This is a genomic window from Clostridium thailandense (assembly GCF_019207025.1).
GTDB classification, from domain to species: Bacteria; Bacillota; Clostridia; order Clostridiales; family Clostridiaceae; genus Clostridium_AM; species Clostridium_AM thailandense.
In genome coordinates this window covers 21,328-33,196 of the sequence record NZ_JAEEGC010000031.1, presented here as the reverse complement: position 1 = coordinate 33,196, position 11,869 = coordinate 21,328, and the positions used below count along the sequence as shown (strand labels likewise).

The window sequence follows — 11,869 nt, the reverse complement described above, 5'->3', positions numbered from 1 at the left end:
CTAGGATTTATTATTTACATAATATTTTGATTTTTATACATTACAATGGAAATCTATATCATAAATATATTCTAGTATCTCCTTAGCAGTTATTATAGTACTATCATTATATATATTAGGGCAATACATAGAATATATTTCAAAAACCTTACCGACCTTAATCAAAAGCTTATCTAAAAAAGCTAGGTTTTCATCGTTTAATTCTGTACATACATCTTCAACTTCTGTATTTACATCTTTCATAAACTTATTGATTCTTATACTTTCTAAATTAGAATCAATTTTTTCTTTTGCAACTATCACTAAATCATAATTCATTTTGTCTCTTCTATTATCTATAAGTCCTGCTCTTAATTCTGTATGAATTGGGTAAGTTTTTTCTATAATAAAGCCTGATGCAATTAATGCATCTAATAGCAATATCCATCCCTCTGCTGTACTACTGTTATACGTGAGAATTAATGGAGCCTCCTTTTTTAATACTCTTCTAATTTCTCCAAAACACTTAGTTAACTTAGATTGAAACTCCTCCTTTGTTATTCCTCTTACATCATTTACAGTAACTTCATTGTTAAATGCCACATGATTTGGTTTGAAACAGCTATACGTGTTTTTAAGTATAAGTCTATCCCAAGTATAAAAAAATTCACTTATTTCACTATAGTTTATAGCTGCATAATAAGGTGGATCCGTAACTGCTGCATCTATAGATCTATCTGGTAAAAAAGATAGATTTTCAGCACTACTACACTTTAACATTATATTTTTATCCGCCCTTATTAAATCTTCAAAATTATCAGTAAAATATGCACAAAACTTTTCTTCTTCCAATATTATGTTATTATTCTTTCCATTTATGCTTTTTCTCTCATAAGGATAAATGTTAAATTTTTTACCTTTCAAAAAAGATTTAAAATACTTAATAAAACTTCCTCTCCCAAATCTTGTACCCCATATATTATTTTCTACTGGATTCATCACTGGAGCCATATGATGATCTCCAAATAACGGCTCTATTTTTCCACACTGTGAATTATACATACAAAACATATTATTTGCATTTACAGTATTCGAGAACATACACAAGAAGAGCTCTCTAACTCTTACATCCTTAATTTTATTTATTTCCTCTAAAAGTTTTGCTAAATAATATAATTGTCTGTGATTAAACATTTCGCTCCAATAATTATAATTGTGATTTTTAATTTGTTTAGTATTATATCCTTCTGGAATTCGTATTTGGGGCGTAAAGTTATCTATTAAGTCTATTGAACTTTTTATCTTCTCTTCTATATGATTATATTTATCTAAATCATCTTTATCTGGCACCTTAAAACCTTTCTTACCAGTTTCAGAATCATAATATTGAATTGCATAAATTTCAGCGGCAAGCGGGGCTTTTCTTTTCTTCATTACATCTCTTATCAAATTCCACTTTGTTCCACAATTATCACATATAAAACTTCGTCCTTTATAGTTACCTATATTTTTATCAAACTTATGATTACATTTTTTGCATACTAAAACCTTATCATTCCCTCTTACTATTCCTTCACACTTAGGACATATATTGTAATTTTCAAAACTTTTTCTTTTCAATTTTGTAATAGCATGACTAGGAAATAATTTTACATACTTACCGCACTTAGGACACCTAGCTTTTTTAACCCAAATAACATACATTATATCAACAGTTTTATGTTCATTAGAATCATAAATACTTGTTGTGTATGCTTCCTTTATTTCATTACCTATATTATTTTCTATCCTCTTAAATTCAATCTTTAGCCTTTCTATTATTTCTTCATCTAGGTCTGCATCATCATTCTTAGGCACTTGAAGTTCATTTTTAGTTATAAACCAAGCAACCGGATTAATATCTATGCCTATAGCTTTTCCACCAAGTCTCAAGGTATTAACTAACGTAACTCCACCACCCATAAACGGATCTAATATTATTTTTCCTTTTAAAATCTCTTGGTTATTTGTGTAATATATATCCTGAAAGTTCTTAATTTCACCTTTTTCTAATTCTAATGATAGAAGAATACTTCTAAAAATAGCATCTGTCTTCCGCCCAAACCACTTGTGTATTTGATATATTGGTTTTCTACTATTTGCTTCTTTCTTAGATATTTTTGATATAAATTCTATAGGAATATTGCTGCTTATGGATTTTACCATACTCAATCACCCTTATACAAAATAATATATTTCTAAGGAAAATTTGTGATTACTTTTCTGCAGATTTATAGCTGCACAAAAATATATCATTAAACATATAAGTCATCTATCTCTAATTATAAATGTAATAAGGGGTATTTTAAATATAATTTATACTACTTTTAGTTGTTCTTCTATTAAATTACTATTTTTATATTGTTCAATACCAATATTTTTTAACTTTCTTAACAACTTATCAATAGTTTTGTCATGATTATAGTAAAATTCACTACATCTTATTCTAAAAAAAGTCCATCCTATCCTCTCTAAATCCAATTTAATCTCTAAATACTCCTCCCAATTATGATTTTCATTAGACTCACCAGTATCACACACAATTGCCGCTTTGCTCTCTAGTCCCTCTAAAACAAAATCTATCTTGTATTTTCCTAGCCTTACCTGAGGAACTACATTAAATCCTTTCTCTTTTAGTATTATATAAACCTCCTTTTTAAATCCTTTTTCAACTATATAGCTTGAATCTTTATAAGTTCTATCCAGCTTATCATAATTCAAGCAGTAATTTAATAAATAATATCTAACACACTCTGAATTCAAATCTTCTAATTCTATTGAATGTATCAACCACATCTGATTTCTAGCCCTGCTTGCAGCTACATTAAACCTTCTTATATCTGATTCCTTAGTTAATGCTGTAAACTTTACATTATTAGAAATGACCATTGATAAAAACATGATATCTCTCTCATCTCCTTGAAATGAATAAGCATCTCCGCATATAAGTTTTCTTTTTATTATTTCTTCTTCACTTATCCTTTCCCTTATCATATTCTCTATCAATTCGCCTTGTGCCTCTCCTAGAAGAGATATAACGCCCATGGTCATTCCCTCATATAACTTATTCTCACAACACTCTACTATTTTATTTACTATATATTCAGCCTCCTTTAAATTTATCGGTTTACCTAGTTCGCGTAAGCCATCTTTTATTCTAACTGTTACTATAGGAGGATATACAGCTTCACAACAACTGCGATACCTTAAAGGTCTAATGTCACCAGAATAACAAAGTTCATTACTAAAACTAATGATTTCTGGAACACATCTAAAATGTTCTTTAAGCATTAGTCTATTAGGAAATACTCTCAATGCTGTATCATATAAACTAGTTTGAAGGTCAAACCATTCTCTATGTGGAATAGTTCTTAAATGCTTATTAATTAATCCTTGTATAAAACTTTGATCTACACCTATAGTTTCTGGGCATATTTGTCTATCATCTCCAACTATAATGGCTTTTTTTGCTCTCATTAGTGCACAAATAGAAAATATATCGCATTGACTGCTTTCATCAAATATTATCACGTCAAATAAATCTTTTGAGAGCTTTATGTTTTCAATAATTCTATTTAGAGGCATAATCCACACAGGAATTATCTCTTTACATTTTTCCATTTCCTCTTGCGCAATTCTTCTATAATCAGCAGTCATTTTACCTGTACCCTTGCCAATTCTCTTTACTGCTTGCATCCAAGCAAAGAGACTTCTTTTTTTACTTTCTGTAGTTTTTAATATTTGATTGTACCAAGTTTTCTTTGCTACCAATTCTTTTATCAATACTTTCTCATTTTCTTTTTCCTCAGATATGGCTTCTTCAATTGGATCATAATTTAACTTTTGAGTATTTTCTATAAATGTCTTCCACTGAGCATATTTCCAAGCATTTGACCATCCTCTAAAAAGTTTTATAGCATTATCCCACTGCTGGAGTATCTTACTTGAAGTTAACGGACATTCTAATTTTAACTTTGATATAAGGTGATTAAGTTCTAAATATTTTCCTTTGGTTATTTTAAATTTATCAATATCTTTTAATGCCTTTTTAATTGCATTTATATCCAATGATTCAACAGCGTTATATAGATTCTCTAAATTTCCTGTAACCAATATAAGTTTTTTCAAAATTTCAATATAAGCTTTCAATTTGTTTGTTTCATCTATATTCTTTATACACTTTATACATTCTATCAAGTAGTCATAGCTTTCTTCCCTGTGCCAATCTATATTTTCAGGGGTAATTATTTTTCCCAGTGCACCTATAACCTCTCTTTTATAATTTTTGTCCCAATCGACTATATTGTTTATATATTTGATATAGTTTTCTAGTTCAAATAATTCAAGATTATTTACATTAAAATTTAATAAATCTTTTCCATACTCTGTAACTGTGTTATTCCATAACGTTTTTAAATCTCTGACTATAAACTTTTCTTGAATATATAACTTTAATACAAATGCTTGAGTTTGATTTTCAAGAGCCTTATGATCTACAATGCACTCCTTAATTATATAATTGTATTCTGGATGAGTTAACTTAAAAAACTTACTTATATGCTTTTTAGAGTTTATACTTTCATATAAAATATCAAAATCTTTACCAAGCTTGTCCATATCAATATTCTCAGGTAACTGTATACTATGATTTCTCAATTCATTTCTTATTTTTCTTAACATTAGCATATACTCATTACCCTTATGCATTAAATCAATTATAGAATCATGAATTATTTTGCTACTGTAATATTTAGTGAATACATCACCGAATATGCCTTTTTTCAATTCCTGTATTGAACTTTTACACTTGAGTAACAGCTGCAAAAGCTTATCATAATTACAGTTGTTTTTGCTGGGGATTCTCCAACCTTCTATATATCTTAGATAATATTCGTATTCTTTATTTAGCTCCTTAAATCTAAGTATTTTTTGACATATTCCCTCTCCAGCAGGTAGTTTGTCCACCATAACACTTAATCTATCAAAATTTTTCTTCTCCTCCTTTGATATCTTACTTAGTAAAAATGTTAATCTTTCAAACTCTATCTCTGATATAGGCATCTTTTTATCTAAACTAATCTCATCTTCTATCCACGAATACCTTTCCTCATTATTTTTTATCCAAGTTATCATATCCATGATTTTATATTGCTGATTATCATACCTTATAGTTTCATTTTCTACCATTTGAATTTCTTTAAATTTATTATATAAATTATTTTCTTTCCTTCTACAATTATCCAATTCTGCTTTTAGTTCCTTAATTTCTTCATATAAATTTTCCGGATTTACTGAAAGATTGTCAGATATTTTTTTTACTGTCTCATTGAGCTTTTTCAATGATTCTATGTCATTCCCTAAAACACTCATGCACAGTGGTCTTATCTGTTCAGGTATTTTATCAAATAAAATTTTTAAGGCCTTATCTGAACGACTTGTTACAAGCACCTTTTTTCCATGTGCCAGTAGGTGACATATCAAATTAGCAATTGTATGACTCTTTCCCGTACCAGGGGGACCTTGCATTACTACACCATAATTTTCGCATATTCTTTTTACTACTTCTCTTTGCTCATAATTTGCTGGTAGTGGGAATAATATATCTTTATTTACACTTTTCCATTCTTCTAAAACCTCTTTATCTTGTTCTATTTTTTTATCTATAACTAAAGCTTTAACAGTCTCCGGTATAGGTTGTCCATTATCTATTCCATTGATTATGCTATTAACTTCTAACTGCCATAACCTCATATTATTCTTTCTCATTAAAACTACAGGCGTATTATAAATTATAGGTTCATTTGATAAAACAATCTTATCAAATGGCGTATTCTTCTCTTCAAACTTTCCATTTGGACTTAGATATGAAGCTATTTCTATTAAAATCTCCTCTACTTGCTCTAAATTTCTTGGATCTATATTAATTTTTTTTACTTTTTTTTCCATATTGAGTATGCTATAGGCATTTGGAATATCTATTCCTTCAAATATGTTAGCTTCTACAATAGTCTTGCCCTCTGGAATTAATCTAAATACATTATTAACAGCATTAAAATCTAATCTCATCCTTGTTGTTAAAAGAGGATGAATTATATTCTCATTATTAAAATTCCAAGCTATAAGTCCATGTCCCCACACAATTTCCATACTTTCCGATCTTTTTTGAAGTTCTAGATAAAATTTAAAGAACTGTTCATACAAAGGCTTATTTTTTTTGCTTACCTCGAGCCAAAATTCCCTACTATTGTTTCTATTAACAATGCATCCAACAGCCTTACAAAGTTCTTCTTCCCAATATATACTTTCATAATCCCAAATAGTTCTTATTATCTTCTCACTTAGATTTTTAACATTTAGTAAATAAGAAAACACTTGTCTTACTTTATTTTTATAATCCATTATTTTTCCCCCCATAATGCATCTTATAAATATATTTACTTATATGTAAAATTATACCATTAAAGGAGGTATTGTTCAAAAATTTCGTTAAACATATTTCATATCTAAATGACAGTTTTTTTAGACTTATTTCTAAAGAAAAAATAAACTGTCTCAAAATAAAAATGCACCATATAACATAATAGACTTTTAAATTTAAATCTCAACATGCTATATATCAAATCTATTTTGGGACAGTTCCTTAACTTATGTATTATTTTTTTTGAATTTTACTCCAATTATGTATATTATGTATCCAAGTATTACAATTGCCACAGCAATGTCTGCAATATGAAACCATGGACGTATTGCTATCCAATTTTCACCCATCTTATACCCAACATATCCAAGCACTATACTCCATATTAATGATCCTAAAAAAGTATATATAGTAAACTTTCTAAAATCCATTTTGCTTATACCTGCTGGTAAGGATATAAAAGTTCTTATTATAGGTAACAATCTTGAATAGAATACAATTTTTTCTCCATACTTGTTAAAATACTCATCACTTTTTTCTATTTTTGACTTAGATATTCTTAACTTATCTGCGTACTTTTCAACTAAAGGTCTACCTCCATACTTGCCCAGTAAATATGCTCCGATTGATCCTACTGTTCCTCCTATGGTACCTATTATTATCATCCAATACAGATTAAGTCTTCCAGTATAACTTAAATATCCTCCAAAAGGAAGTATAGCTTCACTTGGTATCGGAATACATGCACTCTCCAATGCCATTCCTAAAAATGTTCCAAAATACCCTAGCTTATCAAGAACTAAAATAACTATATTTATTAAGCTTTCTATCATATTAAATTCCCTTCTTAAATTTATAAAAGATGATACAAGTTTGCTAAATTGTTATTTTCAACATAAGTATTAACCGTAAGATTATTAAGATGATCTTACGGTTAAATCATACTTTTAAGTATAATCTACTTTACTACTTTTTACATGAGTTTCTTTCTACTATCCGATGTCTTAGGACATAATTTTTCTGATCAACTTCCTGCTTGTTTATAATCTTTATAAGCATTCTCATTCCTACTGATCCCATATCATACATAGGTTGTGCTACAGTCGTAAGCTTTGGATAAAAAATAGATGCCGAATAAATGTCATCAAATCCTATAACATCTACATCTCCTGGAACGTTTATTCCCTTATCCCTCAATGCATTTATTGCACCCATAGCAATTTCATCGCTTGCACAGAATACAGCATCAATATTTTCTTTTTGTAAAATATTTTCCATAGCCTCATATCCATCTTGTGCCTTTAATCCACCAAAGTATACAATATCTTCGTTTAGGTCTATACTGTTGTCCTCTAATGCCTTCTTATAGCCTATATACCTTAAAGCACTGGCATTTTCTGCATCTTCATGAGTTCCTATATATGCTATTCTTTTATTACCTTTTTTAATTAAATAATCTACTCCATCAAATCCAGCCTTTTCATTATCTATGGATACGCTAGGAATATCTGCTGCTTTACTTGTAGTCTCTACTAAGACTACTGGAAGCTGAAGCTCATTTATAAGTTCTAAAATATTGGCTTCGAGGGAGGTACTCATATATAATACTCCATCTACCATCTTTTCTTTTAATACTCTTAAATACTCCATTTCCTTTTCTGGATCTAAATCTGTATTGCATAACATTATATTGTAATTATATATGTTTGCCACATCTTCTGCCCCTCTTACAATTTCAGGGTAAAACTGACTTGATATGTCTGGTATAATTATTCCTATCGTTCTTGTCTTTTGTGTTTTTAAGCTTCTTGCTACTATATTCGGTCTATATCCTAATTTATTTATAGCTTCTAAAACTTTTTTCTTAGTCTCTTCATTTACTACATCTACATCATTTAATACCCTTGAAACTGTAGCAATTGATACTCCTGCTTCTCTTGCTACATCTTTAATTGACGCTGCCATTTTATCAACTCCCGATATTTTTTCTTTTTAATTATTATACTTATAAAACGTTTTTATTACAAGTTACTTTACTATTAATTTATAATATACATTAAAAATGTGTATAAGATATTAATATCCTATACACATTTTTATATGGCCATGTATCTACTTAACTACCTCTACTGCTATGTTGAAGTCTTCTCCGTTTATCTTACATTCATTGTATTGTCTGTCACTATTATACATAACTTCAACTGCAAGAGTTTCTTTTTTAATTGTGTCCTCATGCTTTTTAACCACAAATTCTAGTGCTTCATTACCTGAAACGTATAGGTTTATTTTATCTGCAACTTCAAAACCACTTTCTTTTCTCATGTTTTGAACTTTACTTAGTATTTCTCTAAGATTTCCTTCTTCTTTTAATTCTTCAGTTATAGTAGTCTCTAAAACTATACCTATAGTTCCCTCACCAGCAAAAGCAAAACCTTCTAGTCCCTGCATTGTCACAAGTAAATTTTCTTCATTTAGTTCTATTTCTGTATCATCTACATAAACTAATACCATTTCTCCATTTTTAATTTTTTGTGCAAGTTCCATTTGATTCATGGAAGATATCTCTTTTCTTATTTGTGGTATTAATTTACCATATGTCTTTCCAAGTACAGGAAGATTTGGTTTTATATCAAAGCTAACATACTTTGACAAATCTGCTCCAAATACTATTTTTTTAATATTCAGCTCCTCTTTTACTATATCACCATAATAATCAGGAAGTGTCTTAACACTTACTAGCATTTCTAAAAGCGGCTGTCTATTTTTTATATTAGCAGCATTTCTAGCACTTCTTCCAAGCTTAACTATTCTATATGCTTCTTCCATATCTTTTTCTAAGTCTTTATCTACAAGTTCTTCGCTATATTGTGGCCATTTGCATAGATGAATACTTTCTGGTGCATTTTTATCAAGGTTAACAACAAGATTTTGATAAATTTCTTCTGTCATAAATGGTACAAATGGTGCAGATATTAAACTTAATGTAGTAAGAACTCTATATAGTGTCACATAAGCACCAATTTTATCATCTGCTAATTCTTCACTCCAAAATCTTGACCTATTTCTTCTTACATACCAATTTGAAAGTTCATCCACAAACTCTCCAATATTAAGAGCCGCTTGTGTAATTCTATAATTATCTAAGTGCTCTTCAGTTTCCTTAATTAAAGAATTTAATCTTGACATAATCCATTTATCCATTACGTTTCCACTTACAAAATCCTTATAGTCTAATGGATTAAATTTGTCTAAATCTGCATATAAAATATAGAATGAATATACGTTCCATAAAGTTCCTAAAAATTTCCTTTGACTTTCTTGAACTGCTTCTTCATAGAATCTTGATGGCAGCCATGGTGCACTAGCTGTGTAGAAATACCATCTAGTGGCATCTGCTCCTTCATTTTCTAAAACTACTGTTGGACTCAGTACATTTCCTTTGCTCTTTGACATTTTTAAACCATGTTTATCAAGTACGTGACCCAAAACCACACAATTTTCAAATGGGCTTTTATTAAATAATACCGTAGATATAGCCGTTAATGTATAGAACCATCCTCTTGTTTGATCAACAGCTTCTGAAATAAATTGTGCTGGGAAGTTTTGCTCAAATAGTTCTTTGTTTTCAAATGGATAGTGATGCTGAGCAAATGGCATCGCTCCTGAGTCAAACCAGCAGTCTATTACTTCTGAGACTCTTTTCATTTCTTTTCCACACTTAGAACATTTTAATTTAACACCATCTATATATGGCTTGTGAAGTTCTATGTTTTCTGGTACATTTATTCCTTTTTCTTTAAGCTCATCTATGCTTCCTATGCATTCTCTATGACCACAATCACATTCCCATATAGGAAGAGGAGTACCCCAATATCTTTCTCTACTTAATCCCCAATCTATAACATTTTCTACAAAGTTTCCAAATCTGCCTGTTCTTATGTTATCTGGATACCAATTTACAGAATCCTTATTTTTAACTAGGTTATCTCTTAAAGATGACATTCTTATAAACCAAGTATCTCTTGGATAGTAAAGTAGAGGTGTATCACACCTCCAACAGAATGGATATGAGTGTAAGAATTTCTCGTCTTTATATAATATTCCTTTTTCTTTTAAGTATTGAACAATCTTAGGGTCTGCATCTTTAACAAACATACCTTTCCAAGGTGTAACTTCATCTATGAAACGACCTTGTGTATCTACAAGATTAATGAATGCTAAGCCGTATTTTTTACAAGTCATGTTATCATCATCACCAAATGCAGGTGCTGTATGAACAATTCCTGTACCATCAGTTAAAGTTACATAATCTCCATGTACAACTTGGAATGCCTTTCCTTCAGGTTTAGCAAAATCAAACATTGGTTCGTATTCTAACCCTAATAATTCTTCACCTTTGAATTTATTTAATACTTCATACTCTCCTTCAAGCTTTCCTAAAAGCCCTTCTGCTAGTATTAAATGCTCTTCTTTATTTAATACTTCAACATAGTCAAATGTCTTATTTAGTGTTAATGCTATATTACTTGGAAGAGTCCAAGGAGTAGTAGTCCAAGCAAGCATATATTTATTTTCATTCTTTAACTTAAATTTAACATAAACTGATGTTTCTTTTACATCTTTATATCCTTGTGAAACTTCATGAGATGAAAGCGCTGTTCCACATCTAGGACAATATGGTACTATTTTATGACCTTTATATAAAAGGTCCTTATCCCATATTTGCTTTAGCGCCCACCAAACAGACTCTATATAAGTGTTGTGATAAGTTACATAAGGATCATCCATATCAACCCAGAATCCTATTCTTTTAGACATTTCTTCCCATTGGCTTACATATGTGAAAACACTATCTTTACACTTATGAATAAACTTTTCTACCCCATAATTTTCGATTTGAGGTTTACCCGAGATTCCTAATGTTTTTTCAACCTCGAGCTCGACTGGAAGTCCGTGAGTATCCCAACCAGCTTTTCTAAGAACCCTATAACCTTTCATAACTTTATATCTAGGAACTAAATCCTTCATAACTCTAGTTAAAACGTGTCCTATATGAGGTTTTCCATTTGCTGTTGGTGGTCCATCATAGAAAGTAAAATACTCTCCACCTTTATTGAGATCGAAATTCTTCTTAATTACATCCTGTTCTTCCCAAAGTTTCATTACATCTTTTTCCATATCAACAAAACTTCTGGAACTATCAATTTTCTTATACATAACTAAACTCCTTTCCGCATATTGTAATTTTTTACTTTTTAACTATTTTTATACTTAAATTCGTTTTTTTATAAATAAAAAAACTTCATCCAAATAGGACGAAGTTTAAATTCGTTATACCACCTATGGGTAAGAAAAATATTCAAGCACAAACATACTCTATTCTTTAACGCAGAACTACGAAAAAACTTACTAAAGATTTAATCTTATTCAGCT

General features: G+C 29.7%; 5 protein-coding genes and 1 other annotated feature (1 of these 6 cut by a window edge). All 5 genes read right to left on the bottom strand.

The annotated features are described in order from the left end of the window. Positions 1-33: 33 nt before the first annotated feature. Positions 34-2,184, bottom strand: a complete 2,151-nt coding sequence (locus tag I6U48_RS07290; RefSeq protein WP_218319757.1) for a DNA methyltransferase — start codon at positions 2,182-2,184, stop codon at positions 34-36. A gap of 150 nt (positions 2,185-2,334) precedes the next feature. Then, positions 2,335-6,417: a PDDEXK-like endonuclease domain-containing protein gene (locus I6U48_RS07285; RefSeq protein ID WP_218319756.1), complete on the bottom strand. Its 4,083-nt coding sequence runs from the start codon at positions 6,415-6,417 to the stop codon at positions 2,335-2,337. A gap of 246 nt (positions 6,418-6,663) precedes the next feature. Next, positions 6,664-7,269, bottom strand: coding sequence for a DedA family protein (locus I6U48_RS07280; protein WP_218319755.1), 606 nt, complete (start codon positions 7,267-7,269; stop codon positions 6,664-6,666). Between the two features lie 133 nt (positions 7,270-7,402). Then, positions 7,403-8,401, bottom strand: a complete 999-nt coding sequence (locus I6U48_RS07275; protein WP_218319754.1) for a LacI family DNA-binding transcriptional regulator — start codon at positions 8,399-8,401, stop codon at positions 7,403-7,405. A 147-nt stretch (positions 8,402-8,548) separates the two neighbouring features. After that, positions 8,549-11,653 carry an isoleucine--tRNA ligase gene (ileS, locus tag I6U48_RS07270; protein WP_218319753.1) on the bottom strand — a complete coding sequence of 1,035 codons (3,105 nt, stop codon included), beginning with the start codon at positions 11,651-11,653 and terminating at the stop codon, positions 8,549-8,551. Positions 11,654-11,744: 91 nt separating this feature from the next. After that, positions 11,745-11,869, bottom strand: a binding site (T-box leader); it runs 107 nt beyond the window's last position.

Coding starts and splice junctions, on each gene's coding strand:
- I6U48_RS07290 (WP_218319757.1), bottom strand. CDS start 2,184: ATGGTAAAATCCATAAGCAGCAATATTCCTATAGAATTTATATCAAAA.
- I6U48_RS07285 (WP_218319756.1), bottom strand. CDS start 6,417: ATGGATTATAAAAATAAAGTAAGACAAGTGTTTTCTTATTTACTAAAT.
- I6U48_RS07280 (WP_218319755.1), bottom strand. CDS start 7,269: ATGATAGAAAGCTTAATAAATATAGTTATTTTAGTTCTTGATAAGCTA.
- I6U48_RS07275 (WP_218319754.1), bottom strand. CDS start 8,401: ATGGCAGCGTCAATTAAAGATGTAGCAAGAGAAGCAGGAGTATCAATT.
- ileS (WP_218319753.1), bottom strand. CDS start 11,653: ATGTATAAGAAAATTGATAGTTCCAGAAGTTTTGTTGATATGGAAAAA.